The following is a 24,109-nucleotide window of genomic DNA, read 5'->3' as shown; positions in this document are numbered from 1 at the left end:
AAACGTGAAAAAATCGGAGGTGGGGTAAGGAATCTTTTTCCCAACCTGTGACCCAGTTGAGTTGTTTGTCTTAGCCCTTTTGCGTGAGCGGAAGCGCAAAAACCTTTACGCAATGGACCTGCGCAATGTTTGCGTTCCGGCGGTTGCGCTTTGCGTTTTGACACGCTTTCCGCAATGTGAAGCGCTCGCATGCTCAGTCTGGATTGATCAAGCTTTACGCTGCGGAGAAGGGCATTCCCCTCCGCACGGCGCAATATCACGCGCAAAAGCAATACCCCGACTACCTCGCCTTCGTCGCCCGCATGGGATCACAAGCCCTCAAGGCCGACACCCCCACGCAGCCGCAAAAACAAGCCCTCCTCGCCGTCGTCCAATCCGGCGCCGCCGATCCCGGCTCCGTCGCCAACAGAGCCGCCGCCGAATCCCACATCGCCCCGCCCGCCATGTCCATCCCCCGCGAGCGCTGGACCCCCGAGCAATACGCCGAGTGCGAAGCATGGATCGGCCTCGTCGAAGCAAACGCCCAGCGCAACGCCGCCCTCGCCCGCGGGGAGCCCATGGCCGCCCTCGGCTTCGTCAACCTCGCCGCCACCATGCTCAAAAGCTACCACCTCGCCCGCGCCAAACGCGTCGCCTCCGACATCGAAGCCGGACGCCTCAAGCCCATGTCCGCCTGGCAGTCCACCAAAGGCAGCATCAGCAAAGTCGTCGCCCTCCTCGCCGGACTCGAAGGCGAGCTCGCCCAGACCGCCAACCCCGACAACCCCCTCCACGCCCGCCGCGCCATCGCCCAATGGAAAGAGCGCAAATGGAACCCCGCCATCGAGTCCCTCCTCAGTGAACTCACCCAAGGCCACGGCCTCGCCGCATGAACTCCCCATCCGCCTTCTTCCTCCAAAAAATCGCGCGACAACTGGAGCTCCCACAAAGTGAATGGAGTGAAAACACAGTCCTGCAGGCCACTCAGGACTTGGTGCGTCGCTACAAACAAATCTGCAGCGCACTCCAGGGAGTCGTGAGCGAATACAAGCTCGGACTCGGCGGAGAAAAATGCGATGAACTCGTCATCGCCGAAATCCATCGGCTGCACGGCAAAAAGTCATGACCCCCCACGACGCCGAAGTCCAGGCCGAAATCCTCCGCCTCTTCCAGCTCACCCCGCACGCCGCCGTCGTCCCCTGGCTTGAGCAGCACATCGTCATTCCCGCGCGGATGTCCCCCAACTCCGCCGGACCCTTCCGCACCGCCCTCCGGCCCTTCATGCGGCCCATCCTTGAATGCTGGAATCCCGAATCCGGCGTCAACCACTGCGGCGTCTCCGGCGGCACCCAGCTCCTCAAGACCACCGTCCTCTGCCTCGGAGCCTCCTACCGCGTTTGCAACTCCCCACTCCCCGCCCTCATCGTCGGCAGTTCCAATAGCTGGACCAAAACCGAAATCAGCGAAAAGCGACTCCAGCCCCTTATCGACGAAAACCCCATCCTCGCCGCCGAAAAGCCCCACTCCTCAGATCAATACCGCGCCATGTCCATGGCCATGTCCGGCGGCCACATCAATCTCGTCGGCGGCAACTCCCCCGGCGCACTCTCCGGCGGATCGTATGGCATCGTCGCCATCGATGAAGCTTCAAAGCTCATCCACCAGGGCAGCGATCAGGCCCCCGAAGCCCACCCCTTCCTCCTCGCCGAAAAGCGCACCGACGGCTTCGGCGCCCTCGCCTTTCACTACCGATCCTCCACCCCCAACTCCCCCACTCACCCCTTCTGGCACTACATCCTCGCCGGAGACCAGACCCGCTTCCACGTCCCATGCCCACACTGCCATGAATGGTTCTACCTCGACTTCATCGGCCGCGTCGAAGACCGCGAAGAATACGCCACCAATCTCGGCATCACCCTCCCCAGCCACTACCAGTCCCTCATCTGGTCACCCGATGCCCGCGACAAATCCGGCCAGTGGAATGAAGACAAAGTCCGCGAGACCACCACCTACATCTGCCCCCACAACGGCTGCGAAATCCGCGAAGTCCACAAGCAGCCCATGATCGATGAATGCGCCGAAAAGCGTCACAACCACAACGCCGCCGCCAATCGCCGCTCCTTCATCATCCCCTCCTTCTACTCCCCCACCATGTCCTTCGGCGGCATGTCCTGGGCCTTCCTCGACTCCCTCAAAGACTTCTTCGGCCTCCAGGACTATCACAACTCCCGCCTCGCCCGCCCCTGGTCCGAGCAAGTCGCCAACGTCAAAACCGAAGACGTCCGCAAACTCCGCGACATCTCCCACTACCGCCGCGGCATCATCCCCTGCACCCCCGTCGCCCTCTTCTCCGGTTCCGATGTCGGAGACTACAAAACCCACTGGATCAACGCCGCCATCTTCGAAAACGACGAAATCGCCATCATCGACTGGGGCACCGTCCTCACCCCCGAAGACCTCATACCAGCCTCCACCACATGGAAATACCAAGTAGCCAATACCAGCACCACCCTGCAGGTATCCCGCGGACTCATTGACTCCGCCGACCAAAGCGTCCGCGTTTACAACATGTGCCAAGCCTCCCGCGGCTTCTGGTGGCCCGCCGCCGGTTCCGACTCCCGCTCCGGCAGCTGGGGCTTCACCCCCCTCAAAACCCACCAGCTCGATCGCTACACCTTCAACACCTTCCAGTTCAAAAAAGAACTCTACATCAACCTCATCCAAAAACAGAAATCCCCCCGTATCTACCTCCCCCAGGACGCCGACGAAGACCTCATCGCCGGACTCTCCGGCCAGCAGCTCATCACCGTCAAAGGCAAAGAAGAATTCAAAAAGATCCCCAACGACCACTACGGCGACTGCCTCCTCCGCATCCTCCTCGCCCGCATCATCTACCGCGCCGAGCACGGCCACGGCGCCCCCGACATCCCCCCCGAACCCGACCCATCAGACCCCACCCCCACCGGCCGCGACTACATCCTAAAACAACCATAAACCACCAGACAATGCTATGAACATCCCCACACCACCAGAAGGTTACACGCTTGTTATCGACCTTCAGCAAATCCCAAACACCAAAATCCCACCCGGATCTTTATACCAAACTCAACGGGACGATGAATGGCACTTTTCAACCGGGGCCACCGAAAACGAGTCGTTTGATACCGCAGGGAATGAGCCATATTTCTACGCTATACCCAAAGACAGAATGAACGGGTTGATTCCTTGGCGCCAAGAGAAAACCGAAACACAAATTCCACCCACTGACCTGCCCTCCATCACCCCACCCCGCTACAACAAAACCTTCCAAGGCGTCAAAATCGACCCCTACCGCATCCTCGTTTGCTACGGCATCACCCATCCCGCCCACCAGCACGCCATCAAAAAGCTCCTCCGCGCCGAGAACGATCCACACCAATCCCTCAGCGAAGACATCGACGAAGTCATCGGCGCTTTGACCCGGATGAAAGAAATGATCACCGAAGACACCTCCAAAAATTCATAAATCATAAATCCTTCATCCTTCCCCCCTCCTCGGCCCGGCGTCCCCAGACCCCGGGCCTTTTCTTTGACACCCGCCCTCCCCCGTGGACATCCAAAGCGCAACCATCCTCTCCCTCGTCGAATTCTACCCGGCGAACCAGATCCGCGCCATGTGGAAGCAAGCCATGGAGGCCCTCATCGCCCGCGCCACCAGCGTCACCATCATCACCAGCACCGGCTTCGATGGCCAGACCTCCAGTTCCATCGCACTCGCCAGCCCCGCCGAAATCGCCAACTTCATCGCCGCCTGCAGCACCGCCCTCAAAGAAAACGAAGGCGACACCACCGTCCATCCCTCCGAGCTCGGCACCCCCGTCAGCTTCGCCAACCGCGTCCTCACCGTTTAAACAACGCCCGCCGTCATGGGAAAAAAATACCGCCAGCCCCGCCAGCAAAACCCCGGACTGCAAAGCCCACGCGGCAACCGCGACCACGCCCTCGTAGACACCAGCGCCGGCTCCATGTTCTACCTCGCCAACAACGGCTTCCAGGCCGCCGGCACCTCCGCCTCCCGCGGATACATCTACTGGCCCACCACCGACACCCGCCGCCAGATCACCACCTGGACCCGTTGGGAAGTCGCCCGCAAGATCCAGTTCCTCTACAACCACTTCGGCTTCATCCGCCGCCTCGTCAACGGCATGGCCCGCATGCTCGGCTACCTCACCCCCCAGCCAGACACCTCAGACGAAGAATGGAACGAGCTCGCCTTCGAATCCTTCATGTCCATCGCCGGAGCCGCCCAGCTCTGGGACACCGCCGGAAAGTTCGACTTCTTCCTCGGCCAGATCATCGACAACCAGGCCATCTTCCGCGACGCAGACACCCTCTGCGTCAAAACCATGGGCCCCGCCGGACGCGCCCGCATGGCCTACTACGAAGCCCACCAGATCGCCAACCCCACCGGCTCCGCAGACGGCTGGACAGACGGCGTCAAAGTCAGCCGCGGCCGCCACATCGCCTACGGCATCAAAGACAGCGACAACCCCGGAGACATACAGGAAATCGAAGCCTGGAAATGCATCTACATGGCACGCTTCGAAAATCGCGGACAGGTCCGCCCACTCTCCATCCTCACCGCCGCCGTCCTCAACATGATCGACGTCCTCGAAGTCCGCGGCTTCAACAAGCAGAAGATCAAAAACTCCAGCCGCATGGGTCTCGCCATCGAGACCGACTACAACGCCCCGCCCCCGCCCCGCACCGGCGGCTTCGGCGGCGCCCAGGTCAAAGTAGACGCCCAGCTCCCCGACGGCACCACCCAGCCCCTCAACATGGAGCTCGTCATGAACGGCGGCATGACCCCCAACCTCGCCCCCGGCCAGAAAGTCAAAGTCATCACAGACGACAACCCCTCCCCCAACAACCGCGCCTTCGAAGAAGCCCTCCTCAAAGACTGCTGCGACGCCGCAGACATCAGCTACGAACGCCTCTGCAACATCGCCGGCATCACCGGCCCCGGCATCCGCGTCCTCAATGCCGACGACAAACGCTGGATCCTCCTCCATCATCAGGCCCAGGCCAAGCGCATCCATCAGCAGGTGATTTACACCCTCGCCATCGAGATGAACGCCGGACGCCTCCGCCAGCCAAAGCTCCGCCCCGGAGAACTCTGGACCACCCGCTTCCAATACATCGGCCTCGCCACCCCAGACATCGACGGCGGACGCACCGCCCAGGCCACCCTCTCAGACCTCCAGAGCGGACAAACCACCTGGCTCGAAACCTGGGGCCAGAAAGGCGTCTACTGGAAAAAAGCCATCCGCCAAAGCATCGCCGAAGTCATCTTCGCCGAAGTCGAATGCCGCCTCGGAGAAACCAAAGCCAAACTCCCACCCGGCACCATCACACCCGAACGCGTCTTCCCCGGCCGCTTCAGCATCACCTCCGCCACCGCACCCCCGCACGCCACCTCCGCCACCGCAGACCCGCAAACCCTCGACGGAGACGAACCCGACGCCGACAACCCACCGGAAGCCCCCACCGAATGAAGCCCGCCCTTCACGCCCACGCCCACGCACTCCCCCGCATCGCCGCCCGACTCTACGCCGAGCCCTGGCTCCTCCGCGATCTCTCCTACGCCTCCCTCCAGTCCCAGTTCCGCGCCGCCCTCCAGAACCGCAATCAGCCGAAGCTCGGCTACCTCAGCGAAGAAGACGACGACGAAGACGACGACTGCACCCCCACCAAACTCCAGCAGCAGGCAGACATGGACTGCCTCGCAGACATCATCATCTCCCAGGGCATCGCCATCGTCCCCATCACCGGCATTTTGGGAAAGCACCTCTCCCTCCTCGAAACCATGTGCGGCGGTTTCGATCTCGACGTCCTCAATGCCCAGTGCAACGCCCTCACCAACCGCGCCGACGTCCGCACCATCATTTTTCACTTCAACACCCCCGGCGGAGCCGCCGCCGGAGTCGCCGAAAGCGCCGAATGCATCCAATCCCTCACCGCCCACGGCAAGCATACCATCGCCTACTGTGACGAAGCATGCTCTGGTGGAATGTGGCTCGCCGCCGCCTGCGACGAAATCGTCTGCGGCCAGACCGCCGTCCTCGGCTCCATCTCCGCCCTTTGCGCCATCCTCGACGAATCCAAAGCCTTCGAAATGGAAGGCCTCCAGATGCAAGTCTTCACCGACGGAGCCTTCAAAGGCGCCGGCATCGAAGGCACCACCCTCACCGCCGCCCAGCGCGACGACATCCAGAACCGCGTCAACTACATCGGCGGCCAGTTCAAAACCTACATCACCACCCGCCGCCCTTCCGTAAAACCCGAAACCATGCAAGGCCAATGGTTCTACGGCCTCCAAGCCCAAGAATACGGCCTCGCCGACACCATCCTCCCCACCCTGGAACACTGCATCGCCGCCGCCATGATGTGAAGTAACGGGGGCATTCCTGCCCCCTCTGGAAACACCCCCGTTCCCCATCCTCCTCTTCCTCCCCCAATCTCCATAGCGGAGTCTCCACCTCCGGAGTCTTCACCACGATGATGATGCAGCGGCAGTGCACAAAGGCCGCTGCATCATCCTTTTCAAACTTGAAACCTGAAACTTCAAACTTGAAACTCCCGCCCTTAGCCTTTTGACACCCCACATCGTGCGTTCCCCACACGCACCATGTTCCTCCGCTACCTCCCACTCCTCGCGCTCTGCGCACCTGCTGGCGAAGCGCCAGAGTCCCACACCTCCGGCACCACCACAACACCGGAGACCCCCGAAGCCCCGCCTACAGGAACGCCTTTGGTCATCACTACTGATCCCGCTCCAGTAAAAGCGGAAGCCCCCAAGCCCGGCATCATGGCCCGCGCCGCCGCACTCCTCAACGGAGCCAATGGCAACGCCACCACCATCGCCACCCTCCGCGCCGATCTCGCCGCCCGCGACACCACCGTCGCCACCCTCACCGCCGATCTCGCCGCACGCGATCTCACCATCGCCGATCTCCGCTCCCAGATCGCCACCTACCAGGCACAGGAGACACAACTCCAGTCCGCCATCACCACCCTCGAAGCCCAGCGCCGCGACGTCCAGACCGAAGTCATCGCCCAGCTCGCCGCCTCCGGACTCCCCGAAGCATCCCTCCCCAAACCCGACGCCGGCACCACCTCCGCCGAAACCTACGGAGACCTCGTCGCCGCCGCCGAAGCCGAGACCGACCCACGCAAAAAAGGCGATCTCATGAACCGCGCCCTCGCCCTCCGCTCCAAAGAAAACGCCCGCAAAAACACCACCGCCCACGGCCTCAACTGATCCCTCGCCCCATCCCGCTCAGCCTCCCTTTTGACATCCCATTTCCATTACCCGCAAATGAAAACACTCCTCTTCTTCCTCCTCATCGCAGCCACCGCGCTCGTCTTCCGCACCCACGGCATCATCGCCGCCTCCGTCCTCTTCATGTTCGGCGGGTATTTGATCACACCATGGTCTGCCATGAAAGGCCAGCTCTGCGTCACCCTCACACCCACCGAGATCCTCGCCCTCCAGATCAAATCCTTCAAGAAGCGCGTCCCCGTCCTGCAGATGATGGGCACCGACTTCACCGGCATGAGCCTCCGTTACAATCAGAACGCCATCGCCCGCATCCGCACCCTCGGCACCGCCAGCACCTACAGCGCCAATTCCGGCGGTTATAAAAACGGCGCACAGTCCGGTCGCGGACTCCTCACAGACGTCCCCCTCGTCCTCGACCAGTGGGTCACCTACCCCATCCTCCTCGAGCACATCAATCACATCCAGGACGCCATCAATGACTACACCGGCGTCGTCGGAGACGGCGGTTACATCATCGGCAAAGGCATGGTCGACTACATCCTCGGCCTCGTCAGCTCCGCCCGCTTCAGCCAGGGCCAGACCATCGCCACCGCAGACTTCGACGTTGACGGACTCATCGCCGTCAACAAGTCCATGAACGCCGTCACCGAAGCCAACGACCGTTTCATGATCGTCAACTCCGACGTCGCCTCCACCCTCGCCGCAGACCAGCGCCTCATCAACAGCCAGTGGTTCGGCGAGAAGCAGGGTGGCGAGCCCATCCGCGTCTGGCGGAATGCCTACGGCTTCCGCGAGATCCGCGAATACGTCGACCTCCCCGCCGGCACCACACCCGCCCTCACCGGCGTCACCTGCACAGACACCGGCGACATCTTCACCAAGACCGCCCACGGCCTCGTCACCGGCCAGCGCGTCACCGCCGCCAGCTTCTCCGCCGGCTTCAGCAACAGCGGCAAGCTCTACGTCATCAAAGTCAGCGCAGACACCTTCCAGCTCGCCAGCTCCCTCGCCAACGCCGTCGCAGGCACCGCCCTCACCGTCTCCGCAGACGGCACCGGCGGCGTCGTCACCGGCGCCGAAAACATGTGCGCCTTCGCCTTCGAGCAGCGCGCCTTCGCCGTTCACGGCGGCGCTCCCGCCCCCGTCACCACCGAGCTCGCCGCCCAGTTCGGCATCCCCGTCTCCACCCTCGTGGACGCCATGTATGACTCCGAAACCCAGATCGCCATGGGGCAGGCACGCTGGCAGGAGCCCGGCACCGCAGACCTCTACATCTGCCCCACCATGATCTACGGCGCCAAAGTCGGCCGCAACGTCGGCACCGCCGCCGGTTCCGGACTCGACTACGCCGGACACATCATCCGCACCGCGTAATCCCCTCCGCAGCCGCTCCCCCTCACGAAGCCCGCGCCTCATCCCAGGCGCGGGCTTTTTCTTTGACACCACCCCATCATCGTTCCGCACCCATCCATTCATTCACATCATTCCCATGTCCCTCCGCATCCTCATCGCCCATTCACGCCCCGGCCAGCGGGGAGACGCCACCGCCATCTATTGCGGAGAATCCGGCAGCGATCTCGCCGCCGCCCAGTCCGCCGCCACCTGGGCGCCCAGCTTCTCCATCATCCATTCCCCCGACGCCATCCGCAAAAACAATCCCCTCTTCGATCCCAAGGCCCAGCCACCATCTTCCGCACCCGCCGCCCCCAAGATCGAACTCCCCGCCGATCTCAAAGGCCTCAAGAAAGAAGAGCTCGCCGCCGCCGCCCTCGCCGCCATCAATCGCATCGGCGAACTCGAAGCCACCATCGCCGAACTTCGCGGCAATCAGCAACAGCAGGAGCAGCAGCAGAACGAACCACCGCAGGACGAAAACAGCGATCCCAAGTCCAGCGAAGTCGCCGTCTGATTCCTCCGCCTTTGACTCCCGCCCCTAGTTTTCCCTCATTCCCATGAAAAAGCTCACCCTCCTCCTCGCCCTCATCGCCACCACCGCTTTCGCTGTCGATCACTTCGACATCATCGACAAGCCAAACGGCACCAAGTTCGGCGCGTCCGCCACGCAGAAATGCGCCTTCCACGGCGCCACACCCGTCGCCCAGCGTTCCGGCTCCGCACAGGCCGCCGTCACCAACACCGTCGGCGCCGCACTCGCCACCACCGCCGCCACCACCAGCACGCCCTACGGCTTCAGCCAGGCACAGGCAGACGGACTCATCGCCCGCGTCAATGCCCTCATCGTCGACAACGCCGCCCAGACCGTCCTCATCAACGAACTCCGCGCCGCCCTCGTCGAAAAAGGACTCGTCGCAGGCCAGTAGAAAAGATCACCGCAGGGTAACATCCCAGCGGTTTCATAGCACACACCACGCGCCGGAGCTTTTGGTTGGGGCTCCGGCGCGTCTGCTTTGACAGCACCTCCACAGCATGCCCAGCATCCAGGAGCAATTCGCCGCCCACGTCGCCCGCGCCCGCGCCGCCTCCCCGTTTGCCAACACCAGCGCCAAGCCCCTCATCTACCTCAAAGGCAGCACCCGCAAAACCCTCACCGGCTGTCTCGTCCGCCATCGCAGTTCCGGCGCACCCTTGGAAGAAACCGGACTCAAACCCGGACACACCCTCGAACTCCGCGTCCCCAAGACCCTCCTCCCCACCAAGCCCGACCACCAGCTCGACGCCTTCGAATACGACTCCCGCAGCTACACCTTCGATCCCGTCACCGGAGAAGAAACCCATCTCCCCGACTGGATCATCCGCGCCTTCAGCCCCCTCAAATAAAACACGTCGATGACCCTCGCAGAATCTACCATCGACTACTACTTCGCCGACATCATCCGCGGCTACCTCGCCCTCACGCATTCCGCCTGGATGGCACTCCTCGGCCGCACTCCAGACGAAGCCACCGCCGCGCGCGACATCCCAGACACCCTTCCACGCTACGGCATGGACGCCGGCAAAGACATCATCTATCCCTCCATCGTCATCGCCGCCAGGGAAGGGGACAACAACACCGGCATGCGCCGGCTCCTTCACGTCTCCTGCTATCTCCCCACCTGGCTCAAACCCGAAGACGCAGGAGCCGCCGAAGTCCCCGAGCAGCTCACCCGCGCCGAAGCCTCCGCCATCCAGATCGCCATCGAAACCCGCCTCCGCGATCGCGCCTCCTTCTACGCCTACCTCGCCACCCTCGACGCCGAGCGCCTCGAAGGCTGGCAGATAATGAGCCGCTTTCAAATCGCCACCGCCACCCCGCAGCGAAACCAAAAAGACCGCACCATCGACTACGCCACCACCATCACCGTCACCCTCGCCGTCGCCAGACTCGTCCCCGCCTGATTTGACACCCGCGCTCCATCGTCACGCCCCCACACTCTTCATCCACCTCCACTCCATGAAGTTCCTCCGCACACTCCTCGCCCTCACCCTCGCCTTCGCCTGCATCCCCGCAGCCCGCGCCACAGACCTCACCATCACCGCCGCCAGCGTCGTTCCCGGAGCACGCGCCAAGATCGATCACGGCACCGCAGGAGCCTCCATCACTCAAGGCCAGCTCCTCTACTACGACTCCTCCGCCGGCACCTACAAGCTCGCAGACGCCAACGCCTCCGCCACCACCGCCAACGTCGTCGGTTACGCCGCCAACGCCGCCTCCGCAGGCCAGCCCCTCTCCATCGTCACCGAAGACGACGACATGACCGTCGGCGCCACCCTCTCCATGTCCGCCCCCGTTTACGTCCTCAGCGCCACCGCCGGAGGCATCGCCCCATCCGCAGACCTCACCACCGGCTGGTATCCCATGGTCGTCCTCATCGCCAAAAGCACCACCAAGGCCTCCTTCAAGATCGTTCGCGGTTCCGCCGCCTGCGCCATGCTCCATCTCGATCTCCCCGCTTCCCGCATCGCCATGGCACCCACTGGTATCATCCACCAGTCCCGCTACCGGCGTGAAGACACCGAGCCCGCTCTCGCCCTCGCCGCCTGATCTCCCCGCCCATCCCGGACTCCATCACACCCTTCACCCTTTCCGCCCATGTCCGCCCCCTCCTTCGCCCCGGTCATCCGCACCGGCCCCCTCCCCGCCTACGATCTCGATGAAACCATCGAATCCGGACTCCTCACCGAAAGCGTGAAGTTCACCCCCATCGTCGACGTCCGGAAAAAGATGGCCCACGTCTCCGCCACCGCCATCGCCCAGACCGTCCAGACCCGCACCCTCAATCAAGGACTGCAGATCGACATCAAAGGCTCCATCATCCCAGACGCCAACGGCCTCGTCACCGGACGCGCCGCCGGCTTCGTCGGCGAGTGCATCACCTGCGCCCACTTCGCCTCCGCCTCCTCCGGCGCCATCATCCGCCACGGCTACACCCGCGACGACACCAAAGCCCTGCAGATTCAGGACATCTCCACCGACCTCGGCAACACCGACCCCGCCGACGTCTCCTTCAAAGCCGAATACCTGCCCTACGTCACCATCTAAGACAAAGCGCATCCGCCATCACATCGCTCCCGCCAGAGCCCCACCCCATTCTCTCCCCGCCCCCGCCGCGTGTCACGACTCCTCTCTCCAGTCTGACACGCGGCTTTGTTTTTTCCTCCATCAACCACTGCCGTCATGAATTTTTTTTACTGCTGGGTGGACTATCACCTCATGCCGCCGCGCCACATGGCATTTGCTTTTTACACGGCCCGCACAAACCGCGCTCTCTTCGTTCTTTTCCCATTTCATTATCTCATCGCGCTCGCGTGGTGGATTCAAGACAAATGGGCCAAAGCCGCTCTAGCGCCCTCCTGGATTGATCAGGAAGTAGAGCACCGCATGAAGCTCTACGACGCACTTAATCGCTGAATTCAGCATCCAGTTTCATCCTTCATCTTTCATCCTTTCCCCGCCCCATGTCTACCATCACCACCCCCTCCACCTTCAACACCAGCGACACCCGACTCGCCTCCACACTCGCCTATCTCGGCTATCCCGTGGAGTTCAAGCCCACCGTCCACGAAGCCACCCGGCAGAAGCACGTCCAGTTCTTCTTCGATCAGACCAGCATCCGCTTCACCACCCTCCCCACCCTCCACGAACTCCTCACCCAATACCGCAGCGACCAGATCACCGACGTCCACCATCTCATCAACGTCTGCGATCGCTCCCATCAGCGCTACGACGCCATCCTCCGCTGGCAGAAAGACCACACTCAGCAGCGTCTCCATCTCCACGAAAGCGCCAAAGCCTACACCTACAAAGCAGGCATACCACCGCCCACATCCGGTGCTTTGGAATACATCGATCACCTCCAGCTCGCCGCCGCCCTCGGAGAGATCGGCTTCCAGATCCACGACATCCGCGGCCCAGACCGCGCCCGCGAATACGCCCTCCCGTTCATCGGTCTCCCCATCATCGACTCCCACGGCGAAACCTTCTGCTATCGCCTCCTCGAAGTTACCCGCCTTTCCCCCACCAAAGAAGACCCACGCCGTCTCGCTCTCGAAGTCGAGCAGCCCATGCACCCCCTCGTCATCTCCTACAATCTCCTCCGCTGCCGCGCCCTTCTGAAAAAGCAGATCGAAGCCGCCCAGGCCAATCTCCTCATCGAAGACGGCCCCCGCCAGGCCCTCATCGCCCTCAATCCCAAAGGCCACGTCATGGACCACGTCACCGCCCACTTCAAAGCCCCGCCCCTCCCATGATCGAGCGCAAAGACAACTTCTTCACCCTCATCCAAGACCGCGACCTCCACGACAACGGCTTCTACTGCGCCAAGTATGCCCACAACGACCACATTGACATCACCATCCACAACAACGCCCACGCCCACCGCACCATCTCCCTCTGTGCCGGACGCTGTTATCAGTGGGGCCGCCGCCTCATCGCCTTCGCCCACGAAATCATCACCTCCCATCCCGACCGCGCCATCGACTACCAAATCTGACCACTCCCCACCCACCCACTGCTGCCGAAACATCCACTGCAGCTGCTGGAGCCAATAATCCATCCCACGCCACTCCAGCATCAAACCTGAAACTTTAAACTTCAAACTTTAAACTCTTTCCCCATTCCCCCATGTCCGATCCCCTCGCTGAAACCTTCACGGCTTACGAAGCCAGCGCCGAAGCCGCCCGCGCCGCCGCCCTCGCCCGGGACGTCACCGGCCACGTCTTCCAGAAACGCGTCCTCCAGCCCTGGACCGCCCGCCGCGACATCCTCTTCCAGTCCCTCGAAGCCCACGCCTGGGCCAGCAAAGACTTCGTCCAACAAATCGCCAACTCCATCGATCAGCTCGAATACATCCAGGCACAAATCCGCGACAAACGCGACATGGTGCAGGAAAAAATCGCCGAGCTGGAGCACGCATCCTCTGAACCACCGTCAACCACCGTCAACGCTCCGCAGGAGCCTTCAGCCACCGTCAACTCCGACACCGCCATCGCGATCCCCGACATCGACGCACTCACCAACTGGCACCGCTTCCTCCCCTCTGCCTCCCGCGTCCTCTGGCTCGCCTCCCACACCACCGCCGAATGGGCCCCGCTTCGCGGAGATCCCGACGCCTGGCTCCTCACCATTGAAGACTGGGCAGACGAAACCATCAGCCCCGAAGAAATACCCGGAGCCGTCCGCCTCGCCCATCTCCTCCGCACCGAGCACCGCCAGTTCCTCACCCTTCCACGACCCGACAAATCCAACCCCAAAGGCAAAGGCATCGACCCGGGAAACTAGCCCTGCCTGAGACCTGGGCATGGTATGAAGTCCAGCTCTCTCAGGCACTCCCCCACGCCAACCCCGAAGACATCTCCCTCGTCCGCGGCCACGCCGCCATCCTCGCCTGGAACATCATGCAAGGACATCCTCAGATCTGGCCAGACCCCCGGCTCTCCAAAATCGGCCGCCGCATGCTCCACGCCCAGCACATCATCCAAAACCCCGAAACCATCGAGTGCGATCTCTGATCCCGCTTTGACTCCCACGTCACAGCATCAGCCCCACTCCAGATGCCAGACGGACCCACCCTCAGCTTCGACCGTCACCAGACCGCCTTCGCGCGGATGGCCTCCACCTCCAAGAAAGACCTCGTCACCCTCTGGAGGCAGGAGGCCCGCATCTGTTTCGGCGGCACCGCCTCCATGCCCGGCGTCGCCGGCATCACCCCTCCTTATGGCGAAGGAAAGCTCCAGAACGCCTCCTCCGCCGAAAAGCACGCCAAAGCCAAAGTCGCCTCAGACATCCACGCCCTCTACGGCACCCCGTCGCAGGCCTACGACGCCATCCACGAAAAGAACCCCGCAGACGCAGACGCCTTCTGGTATCTCCGTCTTCACCACGACACCCGCGGCGCATCCGACATCCTCCGCCAAAACACCGGCTCCTGGCTCGCACCATTTGATGATGGGAAATACCACCGTCAAAACTTCCGCAAAAAGAACCGCCGCATCCGCTTCTACGTCACCGATCCCAAAGCCCTCAGCGACTACATCAAGCTCGAACAAGGCCTCATCTGGTGGCTCGCCTCCGGCTGGCACGAGCCTCTGGAAGCACTCGACGCCCGTCTCCCCGCCGGCATCAAACGCCACCCGTCCCCCGGCCATCTCGAAGTCAACATCACCGCCGACGACATCTCCATCTCCGCCGTCAACGAAGTCAGCTACGGCAGTTCCATCCGCGACATGAACCGCCGCCTCCAGACCGTCATGAACGACTACCGCGTCCAGCGTCTCGATCGCGCCTGGGAGCATTACCTCGACGTCCTCGCCAAACGCCACGGCCTCAAAAAAGAATAACCCCGGCCGCTCCGCTCCGGCTTCATCCCTCATCCTTCCCTTTTGACATCCCTCCTCCGCTAGCCCCGCCCCATCATGTCCGCCTCCCTCGTCGCCAAACTCCAGCTCGACATCGCAGGCTACCAGGCCGCCCTCGCACGCTCTGAAGCAGACATTCAGCGCTGGAAAGAACGCTCCAAGCAAGCCGCCAACGAAGTCGGCGCCGCCCACTCCGATCTCAATCGCAAAGCCGCAGGCGGTGGCTCCGGCGGCGGATCCCGAAACCTCGGCCAAGTCGCCATGCAGGCGCAGGACATCGCCGTCCAGCTCCAGATGGGAGCCAGCTACGCCACCGTCATCGGCCAGCAAGGCTCCCAGATGCTCTCCTCCTTCGGCACCGGCGGAGCCATCGCAGGCGGCGTCATCGCCATCGGCGCCGCATTTTTCACCATGGGGCAGAAGGCCAGCGAAGCCTTCAACAACGCCAAATCCGAAGCCGCCAAGCTCGACGCCGAACTCGCCCAGATCGCCGCCGGCACCCTACCCGAAATGGAAGGCGGCATCATCAAGATCGATGCCGCCACCAAGCACTGGACCGACGAACTCCAGAACCTCAGCGGACTCGCCATCGGCGCCAACATCGCCGACATCTTCGGCGGCCCCGGAGTCGAAGAGCGCATCCAGCTCGCCGCCGACATGCTCAACAAGCTCGGCACCCAGCGCGTCACCATGGCGAACAACATGCTCGATCTCTCCCAGAAAGAGCTCGCCATCGAAGTCGCACGCGCCAACAACGAAGAAGACAAGGCCGACTACCTCCAGCGCGAGCTCGATCTCGCCCGCGAATACGCCAAGATCCAGAACCTCCCGCTCCCCCGCAACGTCCGCAAAGAACTCCAGGACAACGCCTACAACAAAGACTTCGCCAAAGCCCAGCAGGAACAAAACAAAAAAGACGAAGCCGCCGCCAAGAAAGCCGAAGCCGCTGCGCAGGCCAAAGCCAAAAAAATCGAGAATGCTCAGGAGCGTCTGGCTGAAGCCAAAAAAGAATCCTCGATGGAGGAAATGACGCGGGAAGAAAAGATCGCTGCTTTGAGGCAGGAAATGGCTGACATCCAGCCAGATAAAAACGATGAACTTTCCAAGATCGAAGCCGAGACCAAACGGCTAGAGATCCAAAAAGAAATCAGCAGGCTCGTCAAAGAAGATAAAAAAGAAAAAGAAGCCGCCTCTAAAAATGCCGCAGATGAAGCCAGAAAAGTGGCGGAGCAGTCGAAAAAACGAAATTACGAGCGTGAACTATTTGCTTCTGAATTGGAAGTTCTGCGCCGCCGTGCTGCAGGCCAAGACAAACACGCGGACAATCTAGAACGCGAAATTCGCATTGAAGCTCAAGCTCGAAAAATCCACGAAGCTACACGCTGGAGTATTGAGCAATCCCGCAAGAGCGCTCGTAAAGCTGCAGACCTTGAGGATAAAATTGAGCGTCGCAGATCAGGGAAAGCAGCTCACATCGGCGGAGTCAAAAACCGGCATTACATGCCCGGAGCTGATCCCAACAAGACCGACCATGGGCTTGATCAATTTTATCGGAACCAACGCAAACGTGAACTTCGTCCTGGGGAAAAACCACCTCCTGGGGTGAAGCCTGGCGGACTTGTTCCAGAGTTTGATGATAGCCTTTCTGGGCGTGGACGCGCAGACCGCCGCGGCCGCTGGATGGGGGGAAGTGATCCAGGCTCTATTGCATGGAGAGCCTCAGAAGCGGTCAATAATAAAGATGCGGCAGCAGTCCAAAGTGGATTCGTGGATGAATTGGGTCAGGTGATCAAAATCCTCAATGATATTGCTGATTTGCTTAAATAATTTCACACCATGTCCGCCCCCGTCTTCGCCACCTGCATCATCACCGGACAACGCGGCACCTTCCAGCTCAGCGATCCCGCCCCGCGCTTCAGCTTCAACCGCACCGACGTCGACGAACTCGACGACTCCTGGCACTCCGACTATCTCGACAATGCCACCCTCACCGAAGGCAGGCCCCATCCCAAATATCCCGGCCTCATCCTCGACGTCGCCACGCCAACGCAGGAAGTCCCCGAGTTTGAAGTCGACGGCGCGACGGTCCCCGGCTCCTACACCTTCGCCTGCAAGTGGATCGGCGACGCACGCGGAAAGACGCCCACCAAATTCATCGGACGCAGCAGCACCCGCACCGTCGGCATCGGCTTCGATCAGTTCACCGAAAAATACATCTCCTGGAATGCCGAGCCCGCCGCCATCACCGGCACCGCATCCACCAAGCTCATCAACCATCCCGGCAACAACTTCAGCGACGGCCTCCGCATCTGCTTCCCATCATTGACCGGCGGCAGCGGCATCGCAGGCGGATCCATCACCGTCCTTCCCACCGTCTACTACGTCATCAATCGCACCGCCGACAACTACCAGATCGCCACCACCCTCGGCGGCACCGCCGTCGATCCCGTCACCAACATCACCGCAGGCTACGTCATCGACGCCCGCTTCTGCCCCGGCACCGTTCATCCGCTCTGGCCCGCGATGTATGTCACCGCCGTCAGCACCAGCGACAACTACACCGCCTGGAAAAACGTCGAAGTCACCTACAGCGGCAAACAGTTCGACCGTCCCTTCCATCGCATCGTCACCAGCGCCGGCGTGCAGATGTCCAGCAGCGCTCCGATTGCCTGGGACTTCCCCGACGGCTGGACCACCGAGCTCAACAGCAACGTGCAGATGCCCGAAATCGTCTGCACAGACACCTACCTCACCACCAACACCCTCGCCACCGACACCATCCCCGGCTCCAACTCCGAAGTCGGAGATCCGCCCAACGCACCCCTCATCCGCAGCGTCTTCATCTTCGGGGATGACACCACCATCATTTACAACTGGCCCAACGGCTGGAGCCGCCTCGGAGAAGACCACGTCGAAACCCTCAACTCCCAGATCAGCGTCCACATCAAAAAACGCGTCTCCCGCTACATCTGGCCCATCAGCCTCAAATAAAGAAAGCCGCATCCTCCATGACTCCCACCGCACTCAAGCTCGGCCTCACCCAATTCTGCGGACATCTCCTCTCCGCCCTCGGAGAACCCGTGCTCAAAGAACCGCACATCCTGCAGACAAAGCCCCTCAAAGTCCGCGTCGGCATCACCATCCCAGACGTCCCGCCGCAAACCGTCCTCGCCGCCTGCAGCATCAGTTCCGAACTTCACGCCGCCTGGCTCGCCGTCTGGCCCTACAACACCCCCGGCGGCTGCAATCCCAAATCCATCACCATCGCCGCCGACGGCGAAACCGTCATCTTCGATCTCACCTTCTTCGTCCCCTACGAAGCCGAAGACACCCTCCGCCCCGCCGAGCCCGCACCGCCCGCCGAGTGAAGCAATCATCTAAACTGAAAATCAAATTATGAAAACAGGGGTTGAACTCATTAAAGAGGAACGCCAACGCCAAATTAAAGAGGAAGGGTGGACACCCGAACATGATGATGGTCATGATTGCGGCCAAATGGGAAATGCTGCGGCCATATATGCGCTCGCGTCTTCTTATCTTTCTTCTGGAAACGATCTCAACGAAACATGGACCCAAATGATAGATGAAAGGCTAATGCGTTTTTGGCCATGGGAACCGGAATGGTTAAAAATAAGCCCTGACGCAGTTCGCAATCTCACCAAAGCAGGAGCACTTATTGTTGCTGAAATTGACCGCATCCAACGCCTTCAATCAAAGTCGTCACCTACAAAGCGTTGCGGCACATGCTTCGGCACCGGGCAGGTGGAAATTCAAAGCGGTCCTTATGAACGCCCTTGTCGCGAATGCGATGGGACGGGCGAAGTTGCAAAATGATCTTGCTTCGAAGGTGATACTTTAAAAACCGACAGCCATGCCCCTTTCCCAGAGCGCCGAATCACAACGCCGCCTCCGCATCCAGAAGCCACCGGGCACCAAGCAGCTCGTCAAGTGGTCCATCCTCACGCCTCTGCTTCAGACCCTGTTTCGACAGATCGGCTACCAGCTTCAAATCGACGGCGCCGAAAGCCTCCGCACCGACTCCAACGGCGGCATTCAGGCCAAGATCGTTCCCAGCACTACCACACCCGCCGTCGTCAATACCCACAACTGGACGCCCACCAAAGTCGACGCCACGCATCTCACCATCAGCGCCAGTTCCGCCGCCGGAGGGTATCCCACCATCGGCGGCACATCCATCGCCGCCGGCACACCACCGCAGCTCACGGTCAGTTCCTCCGCCCTCGTTTACGTCTATCTCAAAGTCACCTTCTCCCTCACCATCGATGCCTCCGGCTATGTCACCGGCTCCAGCGTCAGCAGCCGCGTCATCACCGCAGAAAGCACCACCAAAACCAGCAGCGGCACCGATCGCTACTTCCTCCTCTTCACCTGGCAGGCCGGAGCCATCGTCACACAGACCACGTTTTGGAACTTCGACATGGACGTCAAAGACGACGGCACCGCCACCAGCACCGCCGTCTATCGCGCCTGGATCAGCGCATAACGCGCCATGAGCAATCCCAAGCCAAACGTCAACGCCAGTCCCGCCACCGTCGCCGTCCCGCAGACGCGGGACATCTACATCGAAGCCACCTTCGGCCCCGGAGCCTTCGACAAAGCACCCACCACACTCACCGAACAGGACGCCCGGCTCGACTACAGCAGCGGCAAGCCCTGCGGAGGAAGCCAGGCCACCTGCGACCACACCACCGGACTCAGCTTCAAGATCCGCGACAACACCAACTTCTGGCCCGTGATGCTCGGCTTCCAAGTCGTCACTCGCACCGGCGGCGTCATCACCACCACACAAGGAACGCCCGTCCAGCTCTCCACCACCGCCACCACGTATCCCTGGGTGGATACCAGTTCCGGCACCTACACCTACAAGCAAAACTTCAAAGTCTGGCGCAAGCATTGATCATCCCGCGCTTTTGACACACGCGCTCCCGCGTGGAATTCGCCTTCTTTGTCAACACGCTCAAAAATCAGGCATGCAGATCTCTCACCGACTCCTCGCCGCCCCTCATCACACCCGTCGGGCAGACGCATCTTCGGCTGAAAGTCTCCTTCTTTGAAACCCCCGCCGCTGCCGCCCTTCTCGACGGCACTCCCACCTTCCGCGCCGCATTGGTGGACGTGAACGATACCACCAACGTCCTCGCCCTCCTCACCGCTCCCACAGACACCGGAGCAGATTATTACATCTTCGAATGGGCCTCGCTCAACCGCGCCTCCCTCATCACACTCCTCGGCAACGCTGAAAGCGTCGAAGCCAAACTCGTCATCGCCTGGATCATTGACGGCGTCACCGAGCGCGTCGTCATCCCCGTCACCATTCAAAACGGCTACCTGCAGGACAGCTCCACCGAGCCCGACTTCGCGCCCTTCCAGGTCCGCATCACATCGCTCGGCTTCCTCGAGATCGTCGACACCGCCGGCAACGTCTACAACCTCGGCCTCAACACCGGCGCCGCTCCCACGGTTTAACGCACCCACCTTTCACCGCCCCTTCCATGCTCCGCTTCCTCACCGCCCTCCTCCTCCTGCAGTCCTTCGCCCTGGCCCAAAGCATCGGCCAATACGAAATCCGCAAACGCACCAGCACCGGCTTCCAGCCTTTCGGCGTCACGCTAACCGATGGCCAGGTCATCGGCCAAAGCGGCGGCATTCCCGCCGCCATCACCCTCACCGGCGGAGTCTGGGGCAGCATCACCGGAACGCTTTCCTCTCAAACAGATCTGCAAACAGCACTCGACGCCAAGCTCTCCACCGCCGCCGCCGCACTCACGTATCAGCCGAAAAACGACAACCTCACCACCTACGCCGGCATCACTCCATCCGCCGACGTCCAGAGTTTGATGGCCGCCGCCAATTACACCGCGATGCGATCACTTCTCGGACTGGTGATCAACACCAACGTCCAGGCTTATGACAGCGATCTCACCACCTGGTCCAGCATCACCCCGTCAAGCAACGTTCAAACCTTCCTCAATGCCGGCACCTTCTCCAGCATGCGCTCCGCACTCGGAGTCGCCCTCGGCGTGAACGTTCAGCCCTACGATGCAGACCTCACCACCTATGCCAGCATCACACCTTCAGCCAACGTCCAAAGCGTTCTGGGCGCTGCCGATTACGCCGCCATCAAAACCTTGCTCAGTCTCGGCAGCGTCGAAAACACCGCCCTCTCCACCTGGATCGGAAGCACCAGCCTCACAACCCTCGGAACCATCAGCACCGGCACCTGGCACGGCACAGCCATCGGACTCTCTTACATCGCCCAGGGCGGAGCCACCAGCGGGCAGGCAATCGCATGGAACGGCAGCGCGTGGGCGCCCACGACCATCAGCTCAGGCATCACCATCGGCACCACCGCCACCAGTGGAGCAAGCGCAGGCGACATCCTCACCAGCGATGGAAGCAAAGCCACAAAGCTCACTCCCGGCACCGGCATCGCCACCTGGCTCGGCACACCCACCCTCGCCAATCTCCAGACAGCCATCAGCGCCACGCTTGTCACTCAGACAAGCAACGGAATTGCATGGACCTCCACAGATGCCGGAGGAAGCCTCGGGGTGATCCATGGATTTTATGGCGACATCTCCATAAGGACAGACGGCTCCGCCTCATTCAAGGTCAATCGTGACATTATCGCTGAAGACGCCGGGCTCGGCATCTCCGCCGCCTCTGGCACGCAAGGCGGGCGCTTTTACTCAGACAGCGCCCTTGGCGCTATCATGTTTCAGACTTCAACCACCGCATGCCGCTGGCGCGTTGCCAACACCTACACCAGTTCCAGCAACTGGGAAGCCGCCGTCCTCGACTGGAAAACCGAAAGCAACATCCTCCGCATCGGTTCCGATGTCGGACTCAGCGGTGGCACGGCTCGCGACGTAAAAATTGTTCGTGGAGGTGTCCCGATCGTCACCCTTGGAGCCACCACCACCGATTTCGCAAAACCCGTTCGCTTCCCGCATTGCACAGTCGCGGAACTCCCTTCCGCCGCAGACTGCCAGGACGCAGCCATCATCGTCACAGACGCCAACACGCCCGCCTGGGGAAACTCCGTTGTGGGAAGCGGCACAAGCCGGGCGCTCGTCATCAGCGACGGCGCCAGCTGGATCGTTCACTAATCGCATTCACCGCATGAAAGCCATCATCCTCATCGTCACCCTTTTCACTGTCAGCCTGCAGGCGCAGCTCATCGACTCGCCCAAGCCGCAACCCTCCACGGTGCAGCTTGCCGCACAAAGCATCGTCGATGCCGTGAATAACGAGATCGCACACCGCGTCGCCGTCCACCGCATCTGCTTTGAAACCCTCTGGCGCAATCCCCGCCCTGGCGTGACTCCCGCCGCCATCCTCTCCGAACTCGGCACGAAAGCCACACTCGTCTTTGCCTTCGCATCTGAAAACCTCGATCACATCGATCGCTGCGCTCGCATGGTCGGCAAAACACGCGCCGATTTTATCAGCGATGCCGACTGCACCCCGCCGCTCGCCTTCACAGCGCATGCTGATGGCACCGTGACGATCAACCCTTGATTACTGCCCCATGAGCATCAAAGACGGCAACGATAAAGACGTGGTCCGCTTCTCCGGACTTTGGGATCCGTTTGCCAAGTTTGCCCTCTCCCTTTCCGTTCCCAGCTTCTTCCTCGGCGTCAGCTGGGCCGTGTGGGTCACCAACACCAACTTCCGCCACGACTCCGAAATCGCCGTCCTCCATGCCAACATGGATGAAGTAAAATCCCGCCTCCATGGAGTCGCCTCCCAGATGGGAAAGCTCCCAGGGAAGGTGGCCACAGCGATCAAGAGTCCACCTTCCGACGACTGAAATAGAATTGACACCCGCGAAGCACTGTCATGAAAAACTACCGCACCACCATCGCAGGCGCACTCCTCGCCGCCGTTTCCTCCGTTGCTCTTTATCAAAACAACGGCGGCAACCTTTCCGACTGGAAGCTCTGGATCATTCCCGCGTTGATCGCCTTTTTGAGCTACCTCGCCAAAGACGCCGGAGTCTCCGGCACCATGAAGGCCATGCCATTCACGCTCGCTCTTTTCAGCCTCTTTACCCTCGCCAGCTGCGCCGATCCACAAACACCCGCCGAAGCCCTCAAACGCCAAAGAGAGCTCGCCATCGCCGACAAGCTCCTCACCCTCGGCACCACACGCGGCATCCTCACCCCGGATGAAGCCGCCACCATCCGCGACGTCGGCACCCTCGCCGTCCCAACCAATCCACCCGCCGCCATCGAAGTCACCAGCGGGAAGTAAAGTTTACCCCACACATAATGAGACAGAACGTGCCGTGAAGCGCGCCCCAAAAGCTAAGGCAGTATTCACAGCGCCCCGGTTCCCCAAAGGAGCCGGGGCGTTTTCTTTGACACCTTTTGAATGTCATGAAGTCCGGCCGTCCAGAATATCAAATCGCATACGGGAAATGGGTAGTGAACGCTGAAGCCAGGCGGGATAGTAAAGGCCGCATCCGCGTTTATCCACTGCCTGCGTCGGATGGTGGTGGCACCTATGAAGTAGCCGGCATCAATGATCGCTACGACCCCCAGATGGCCCCGCATCTGCGCAACCTGGTGCAACTAGGCCAGCAGGCGCAAGTGGAAATCGATGCGGCCGATTACATCCTCGGAAACACGGATGGGGTGCAGTCCTGGTCAAAGATCCCAGCCATCGAGATCTACCTCCGCGATTGCTGCTTTAATCGCGGCCTCGGCGGGGCATCGCAGATCCTGCAGATCGCTCTCGGACATGCTCACGCCGACGTGAAAGTGGATGGCCATGTGGGGCCGATAACGCTCGGTTATCTGAGCCAGGTCACGAACGTGAAAGAGTTCCTCGGCTTCCTCCGCTCTGCACGTGAGATCTATGAGCGCCGCGTCGCTCCCCCTGTAGGCAAGCGGGCAGAAATGTGGAATGGTTTGGTGAATCGCTGGAACAATAGCCTAGCGTTCGCTCTTAAGTTCGCTTGATTTTACCATTGACGATCTAAGGAGAATT

32 protein-coding genes are annotated in these 24,109 nt (G+C 61.3%); all 32 read left to right on the top strand.

Annotated elements, in window-relative coordinates:
• The first annotated feature begins 176 nt into the window (after window positions 1-176).
• The 32 genes from ACILSO_RS20485 (at window position 177) to ACILSO_RS20330 (ending at window position 24,081) form a co-directional block, all read left to right on the top strand.
• Window positions 177-872 carry a hypothetical protein gene (locus ACILSO_RS20485; RefSeq protein WP_395739312.1) on the top strand — a complete coding sequence of 232 codons (696 nt, stop codon included), beginning with the start codon at window positions 177-179 and terminating at the stop codon, window positions 870-872.
• The gene (locus ACILSO_RS20480) at window positions 869-1,105 is read left to right on the top strand and encodes a hypothetical protein (RefSeq protein WP_395739311.1); all 237 of its coding nucleotides are present in this window, start codon (window positions 869-871) and stop codon (window positions 1,103-1,105) included. Before ACILSO_RS20485 ends, ACILSO_RS20480 begins: the two co-directional genes overlap by 4 nt.
• Window positions 1,102-2,973, top strand: coding sequence for a terminase gpA endonuclease subunit (locus ACILSO_RS20475; protein ID WP_395739310.1), 1,872 nt, complete (start codon window positions 1,102-1,104; stop codon window positions 2,971-2,973). Before ACILSO_RS20480 ends, ACILSO_RS20475 begins: the two co-directional genes overlap by 4 nt.
• 16 nt (window positions 2,974-2,989) lie before the next feature.
• Window positions 2,990-3,484: a hypothetical protein gene (locus ACILSO_RS20470; RefSeq protein ID WP_395739309.1), complete on the top strand. Its 495-nt coding sequence runs from the start codon at window positions 2,990-2,992 to the stop codon at window positions 3,482-3,484.
• 82 nt (window positions 3,485-3,566) lie between these two features.
• Window positions 3,567-3,869: a hypothetical protein gene (locus ACILSO_RS20465; protein WP_395739308.1), complete on the top strand. Its 303-nt coding sequence runs from the start codon at window positions 3,567-3,569 to the stop codon at window positions 3,867-3,869.
• A 15-nt stretch (window positions 3,870-3,884) separates the two neighbouring features.
• Complete coding sequence (locus tag ACILSO_RS20460; protein ID WP_395739307.1) at window positions 3,885-5,513, top strand: phage portal protein; 1,629 nt, start codon at window positions 3,885-3,887, stop codon at window positions 5,511-5,513.
• A complete protein-coding gene (locus ACILSO_RS20455; RefSeq protein ID WP_395739306.1) occupies window positions 5,510-6,409 on the top strand; it encodes a S49 family peptidase in 900 nt (299 codons plus the stop codon). Before ACILSO_RS20460 ends, ACILSO_RS20455 begins: the two co-directional genes overlap by 4 nt.
• A gap of 237 nt (window positions 6,410-6,646) precedes the next feature.
• Complete coding sequence (locus tag ACILSO_RS20450) at window positions 6,647-7,279, top strand: hypothetical protein (protein ID WP_395739305.1); 633 nt, start codon at window positions 6,647-6,649, stop codon at window positions 7,277-7,279.
• A 57-nt stretch (window positions 7,280-7,336) separates the two neighbouring features.
• The gene (locus ACILSO_RS20445) at window positions 7,337-8,674 is read left to right on the top strand and encodes a hypothetical protein (RefSeq protein ID WP_395739304.1); all 1,338 of its coding nucleotides are present in this window, start codon (window positions 7,337-7,339) and stop codon (window positions 8,672-8,674) included.
• 115 nt (window positions 8,675-8,789) lie between these two features.
• Window positions 8,790-9,209: a hypothetical protein gene (locus ACILSO_RS20440; protein WP_395739303.1), complete on the top strand. Its 420-nt coding sequence runs from the start codon at window positions 8,790-8,792 to the stop codon at window positions 9,207-9,209.
• Window positions 9,210-9,252: 43 nt separating this feature from the next.
• A complete protein-coding gene (locus ACILSO_RS20435) occupies window positions 9,253-9,621 on the top strand; it encodes a hypothetical protein (protein WP_395739302.1) in 369 nt (122 codons plus the stop codon).
• A gap of 106 nt (window positions 9,622-9,727) precedes the next feature.
• Window positions 9,728-10,078, top strand: coding sequence for a hypothetical protein (locus ACILSO_RS20430; protein ID WP_395739301.1), 351 nt, complete (start codon window positions 9,728-9,730; stop codon window positions 10,076-10,078).
• 9 nt (window positions 10,079-10,087) lie between these two features.
• Window positions 10,088-10,636, top strand: a complete 549-nt coding sequence (locus tag ACILSO_RS20425; RefSeq protein WP_395739300.1) for a hypothetical protein — start codon at window positions 10,088-10,090, stop codon at window positions 10,634-10,636.
• 55 nt (window positions 10,637-10,691) lie between these two features.
• Window positions 10,692-11,282: a hypothetical protein gene (locus ACILSO_RS20420; RefSeq protein WP_395739299.1), complete on the top strand. Its 591-nt coding sequence runs from the start codon at window positions 10,692-10,694 to the stop codon at window positions 11,280-11,282.
• A 48-nt stretch (window positions 11,283-11,330) separates the two neighbouring features.
• A complete protein-coding gene (locus ACILSO_RS20415) occupies window positions 11,331-11,780 on the top strand; it encodes a hypothetical protein (protein ID WP_395739298.1) in 450 nt (149 codons plus the stop codon).
• Window positions 11,781-11,915: 135 nt separating this feature from the next.
• A complete protein-coding gene (locus ACILSO_RS20410) occupies window positions 11,916-12,149 on the top strand; it encodes a hypothetical protein (RefSeq protein ID WP_395739297.1) in 234 nt (77 codons plus the stop codon).
• Between the two features lie 47 nt (window positions 12,150-12,196).
• Window positions 12,197-12,988 carry a hypothetical protein gene (locus ACILSO_RS20405; RefSeq protein ID WP_395739296.1) on the top strand — a complete coding sequence of 264 codons (792 nt, stop codon included), beginning with the start codon at window positions 12,197-12,199 and terminating at the stop codon, window positions 12,986-12,988.
• On the top strand, window positions 12,985-13,230 hold the full coding sequence (locus ACILSO_RS20400; protein WP_395739295.1) for a hypothetical protein: 246 nt from the start codon (window positions 12,985-12,987) through the stop codon (window positions 13,228-13,230). Before ACILSO_RS20405 ends, ACILSO_RS20400 begins: the two co-directional genes overlap by 4 nt.
• 131 nt (window positions 13,231-13,361) lie before the next feature.
• Window positions 13,362-14,018: a hypothetical protein gene (locus ACILSO_RS20395; protein ID WP_395739294.1), complete on the top strand. Its 657-nt coding sequence runs from the start codon at window positions 13,362-13,364 to the stop codon at window positions 14,016-14,018.
• Between the two features lie 272 nt (window positions 14,019-14,290).
• A complete protein-coding gene (locus ACILSO_RS20390) occupies window positions 14,291-15,076 on the top strand; it encodes a hypothetical protein (protein WP_395739293.1) in 786 nt (261 codons plus the stop codon).
• Window positions 15,077-15,433: 357 nt separating this feature from the next.
• Window positions 15,434-16,921, top strand: a complete 1,488-nt coding sequence (locus ACILSO_RS20385) for a hypothetical protein (protein ID WP_395739292.1) — start codon at window positions 15,434-15,436, stop codon at window positions 16,919-16,921.
• Window positions 16,922-16,930: 9 nt separating this feature from the next.
• Window positions 16,931-18,085 (top strand): hypothetical protein, encoded by a 1,155-nt coding sequence (locus ACILSO_RS20380; protein WP_395739291.1) that lies wholly within the window; start codon window positions 16,931-16,933, stop codon window positions 18,083-18,085.
• Window positions 18,086-18,102: 17 nt separating this feature from the next.
• Complete coding sequence (locus tag ACILSO_RS20375; protein WP_395739290.1) at window positions 18,103-18,462, top strand: hypothetical protein; 360 nt, start codon at window positions 18,103-18,105, stop codon at window positions 18,460-18,462.
• Between the two features lie 28 nt (window positions 18,463-18,490).
• Complete coding sequence (locus tag ACILSO_RS20370) at window positions 18,491-18,928, top strand: hypothetical protein (protein ID WP_395739289.1); 438 nt, start codon at window positions 18,491-18,493, stop codon at window positions 18,926-18,928.
• Window positions 18,929-18,965: 37 nt separating this feature from the next.
• Entirely contained in the window at window positions 18,966-19,598 is a 633-nt protein-coding gene (locus ACILSO_RS20365) for a hypothetical protein (protein ID WP_395739288.1), read from the top strand.
• 6 nt (window positions 19,599-19,604) lie between these two features.
• Window positions 19,605-20,012 (top strand): hypothetical protein, encoded by a 408-nt coding sequence (locus tag ACILSO_RS20360; protein WP_395739287.1) that lies wholly within the window; start codon window positions 19,605-19,607, stop codon window positions 20,010-20,012.
• 32 nt (window positions 20,013-20,044) lie between these two features.
• On the top strand, window positions 20,045-20,581 hold the full coding sequence (locus ACILSO_RS20355; protein WP_395739286.1) for a hypothetical protein: 537 nt from the start codon (window positions 20,045-20,047) through the stop codon (window positions 20,579-20,581).
• Window positions 20,582-20,607: 26 nt separating this feature from the next.
• Window positions 20,608-22,224: a hypothetical protein gene (locus ACILSO_RS20350; protein ID WP_395739285.1), complete on the top strand. Its 1,617-nt coding sequence runs from the start codon at window positions 20,608-20,610 to the stop codon at window positions 22,222-22,224.
• A 13-nt stretch (window positions 22,225-22,237) separates the two neighbouring features.
• A complete protein-coding gene (locus ACILSO_RS20345; protein ID WP_395739284.1) occupies window positions 22,238-22,636 on the top strand; it encodes a hypothetical protein in 399 nt (132 codons plus the stop codon).
• A 10-nt stretch (window positions 22,637-22,646) separates the two neighbouring features.
• A complete protein-coding gene (locus tag ACILSO_RS20340) occupies window positions 22,647-22,928 on the top strand; it encodes a hypothetical protein (protein ID WP_395739283.1) in 282 nt (93 codons plus the stop codon).
• Between the two features lie 29 nt (window positions 22,929-22,957).
• Window positions 22,958-23,371, top strand: a complete 414-nt coding sequence (locus ACILSO_RS20335; protein ID WP_395739282.1) for a hypothetical protein — start codon at window positions 22,958-22,960, stop codon at window positions 23,369-23,371.
• Window positions 23,372-23,496: 125 nt separating this feature from the next.
• Window positions 23,497-24,081 carry a hypothetical protein gene (locus tag ACILSO_RS20330; protein ID WP_395739281.1) on the top strand — a complete coding sequence of 195 codons (585 nt, stop codon included), beginning with the start codon at window positions 23,497-23,499 and terminating at the stop codon, window positions 24,079-24,081.
• Window positions 24,082-24,109: the final 28 nt, after the last annotated feature.

The sequence above is a fragment of the Prosthecobacter sp. genome (assembly GCF_044226605.1).
Lineage (GTDB): Bacteria > Verrucomicrobiota > Verrucomicrobiia > Verrucomicrobiales > Verrucomicrobiaceae > Prosthecobacter.
The sequence above is the reverse complement of the archived record's forward strand: the minus strand, read 5'-3'. Positions and strand labels throughout refer to the sequence as shown.

Coding starts and splice junctions, on each gene's coding strand:
- ACILSO_RS20480 (WP_395739311.1), top strand. CDS start 869: ATGAACTCCCCATCCGCCTTCTTCCTCCAAAAAATCGCGCGACAACTG.
- ACILSO_RS20475 (WP_395739310.1), top strand. CDS start 1,102: ATGACCCCCCACGACGCCGAAGTCCAGGCCGAAATCCTCCGCCTCTTC.
- ACILSO_RS20470 (WP_395739309.1), top strand. CDS start 2,990: ATGAACATCCCCACACCACCAGAAGGTTACACGCTTGTTATCGACCTT.
- ACILSO_RS20460 (WP_395739307.1), top strand. CDS start 3,885: ATGGGAAAAAAATACCGCCAGCCCCGCCAGCAAAACCCCGGACTGCAA.
- ACILSO_RS20455 (WP_395739306.1), top strand. CDS start 5,510: ATGAAGCCCGCCCTTCACGCCCACGCCCACGCACTCCCCCGCATCGCC.
- ACILSO_RS20450 (WP_395739305.1), top strand. CDS start 6,647: ATGTTCCTCCGCTACCTCCCACTCCTCGCGCTCTGCGCACCTGCTGGC.
- ACILSO_RS20445 (WP_395739304.1), top strand. CDS start 7,337: ATGAAAACACTCCTCTTCTTCCTCCTCATCGCAGCCACCGCGCTCGTC.
- ACILSO_RS20440 (WP_395739303.1), top strand. CDS start 8,790: ATGTCCCTCCGCATCCTCATCGCCCATTCACGCCCCGGCCAGCGGGGA.
- ACILSO_RS20435 (WP_395739302.1), top strand. CDS start 9,253: ATGAAAAAGCTCACCCTCCTCCTCGCCCTCATCGCCACCACCGCTTTC.
- ACILSO_RS20430 (WP_395739301.1), top strand. CDS start 9,728: ATGCCCAGCATCCAGGAGCAATTCGCCGCCCACGTCGCCCGCGCCCGC.
- ACILSO_RS20425 (WP_395739300.1), top strand. CDS start 10,088: ATGACCCTCGCAGAATCTACCATCGACTACTACTTCGCCGACATCATC.
- ACILSO_RS20420 (WP_395739299.1), top strand. CDS start 10,692: ATGAAGTTCCTCCGCACACTCCTCGCCCTCACCCTCGCCTTCGCCTGC.
- ACILSO_RS20415 (WP_395739298.1), top strand. CDS start 11,331: ATGTCCGCCCCCTCCTTCGCCCCGGTCATCCGCACCGGCCCCCTCCCC.
- ACILSO_RS20410 (WP_395739297.1), top strand. CDS start 11,916: ATGAATTTTTTTTACTGCTGGGTGGACTATCACCTCATGCCGCCGCGC.
- ACILSO_RS20405 (WP_395739296.1), top strand. CDS start 12,197: ATGTCTACCATCACCACCCCCTCCACCTTCAACACCAGCGACACCCGA.
- ACILSO_RS20400 (WP_395739295.1), top strand. CDS start 12,985: ATGATCGAGCGCAAAGACAACTTCTTCACCCTCATCCAAGACCGCGAC.
- ACILSO_RS20395 (WP_395739294.1), top strand. CDS start 13,362: ATGTCCGATCCCCTCGCTGAAACCTTCACGGCTTACGAAGCCAGCGCC.
- ACILSO_RS20390 (WP_395739293.1), top strand. CDS start 14,291: ATGCCAGACGGACCCACCCTCAGCTTCGACCGTCACCAGACCGCCTTC.
- ACILSO_RS20385 (WP_395739292.1), top strand. CDS start 15,434: ATGCTCTCCTCCTTCGGCACCGGCGGAGCCATCGCAGGCGGCGTCATC.
- ACILSO_RS20380 (WP_395739291.1), top strand. CDS start 16,931: ATGTCCGCCCCCGTCTTCGCCACCTGCATCATCACCGGACAACGCGGC.
- ACILSO_RS20375 (WP_395739290.1), top strand. CDS start 18,103: ATGACTCCCACCGCACTCAAGCTCGGCCTCACCCAATTCTGCGGACAT.
- ACILSO_RS20370 (WP_395739289.1), top strand. CDS start 18,491: ATGAAAACAGGGGTTGAACTCATTAAAGAGGAACGCCAACGCCAAATT.
- ACILSO_RS20365 (WP_395739288.1), top strand. CDS start 18,966: ATGCCCCTTTCCCAGAGCGCCGAATCACAACGCCGCCTCCGCATCCAG.
- ACILSO_RS20360 (WP_395739287.1), top strand. CDS start 19,605: ATGAGCAATCCCAAGCCAAACGTCAACGCCAGTCCCGCCACCGTCGCC.
- ACILSO_RS20350 (WP_395739285.1), top strand. CDS start 20,608: ATGCTCCGCTTCCTCACCGCCCTCCTCCTCCTGCAGTCCTTCGCCCTG.
- ACILSO_RS20345 (WP_395739284.1), top strand. CDS start 22,238: ATGAAAGCCATCATCCTCATCGTCACCCTTTTCACTGTCAGCCTGCAG.
- ACILSO_RS20340 (WP_395739283.1), top strand. CDS start 22,647: ATGAGCATCAAAGACGGCAACGATAAAGACGTGGTCCGCTTCTCCGGA.
- ACILSO_RS20335 (WP_395739282.1), top strand. CDS start 22,958: ATGAAAAACTACCGCACCACCATCGCAGGCGCACTCCTCGCCGCCGTT.
- ACILSO_RS20330 (WP_395739281.1), top strand. CDS start 23,497: ATGAAGTCCGGCCGTCCAGAATATCAAATCGCATACGGGAAATGGGTA.